This window comes from Pseudomonas sp. Leaf127 (assembly GCF_001423155.1).
Taxonomy (GTDB): Bacteria; Pseudomonadota; Gammaproteobacteria; order Pseudomonadales; family Pseudomonadaceae; genus Aquipseudomonas; species Aquipseudomonas ovata.
Genome location: NZ_LMOA01000019.1, coordinates 1 through 1,033, shown reverse-complemented (window position 1 = coordinate 1,033; position 1,033 = coordinate 1). Strand labels below are relative to the sequence as shown.

Here is a 1,033-nt window from a genome sequence, read left to right as displayed (position 1 = left end):
GGCATTTATTGCCCATCGAGACCGGCGTCGAACACCCCGCCGAAATCAGGCCCTGTTTCTCGCCCTTGATGGTCATATAGCCGCAGTTCGCCATGACGGTCCTCCTTGATAAATGGAGGACCAGTCTATTTTCGAGCTTCCCGGCGATATGTAGGACGCGTCCGAAATGAACGCTGCCGATGGCTATTGCTTCATCGGCTCAGAATCATGAACGGCCCGACACGACACAGTGCTATCGCACCGCAGGCACCGAGCTGATGTGGGAGGGAGCTCTGCCCGCGATGAGGCCAGCAGGGATGGTACATAGGCCACGGCTGTAAACCAGTCATCGGATAGCCAGCCCAGAGGGAATCTGTCCATGGAACCGTAGAAAGGGATGTGGCCCTTTTCCAGGAAGTACATATGAAGTGATCCGGCATAAGTGTTATAGGTGATTCGCTATGTTCTACGCCTAAACCAGCAGGGCGAGCAGTGTGGTGTTCATTCTCGTTTCCAGAAAGAAAGGATAGACTTTCTTGGCTGTGCCAGTCGATAACGATCAAAGGTCAGTTTGTGCTTGCGGATTTTCGGGTCGAAGATTTTTCGTGAGCGCCCAGGTCTCCTTTTCCACTCCGTAGGGATGGCAGAAATATGTAGGCATATCATCGCTACGGATAGCCAGCCCAAGAGGTAATTTTCCATAGGGCCATAAAAAGGGATGTGACTCTTTTCCACAAAGTACATATGAAAGCACATGAAGTAAAAGTTGTAAGCTGTCCAAATCCAGAATCTCGTCTTTGTGAAGCCTCTTCCTGAACATGCAAATTTTGCCCAGCGGGCCGGTTGGTAAATGGTGATTGCAATTAAGGTTAGGATGGTGTAGCTGAATAATTCATTCATTTTTCTCTTTTCGCTCCTGATACATACTGCCTGACGTTATTGCGTCGCCTGCAGCTTCAAGGCCGAGTGCATATTTTGATGCGCTTTTATATGCTCTGACTTTGTCGCTCTCTGTATATCGCCAAAGCCGCCAAGCGTCAGGTTTTTTTATAAG

1 protein-coding gene and 1 pseudogene are annotated in these 1,033 nt (G+C 49.4%); both read right to left on the bottom strand.

The genetic code is table 11. The features are described from left to right. A pseudogene (locus ASF84_RS29695) lies at positions 1–94 on the bottom strand (type VI secretion system tube protein Hcp); the annotation flags it as partial. Positions 95–480: 386 nt separating this feature from the next. Then, positions 481–879: a hypothetical protein gene (locus ASF84_RS29060; protein WP_156684205.1), complete on the bottom strand. Its 399-nt coding sequence runs from the start codon at positions 877–879 to the stop codon at positions 481–483. Between the last annotated feature and the right edge of the window lie 154 nt (positions 880–1,033).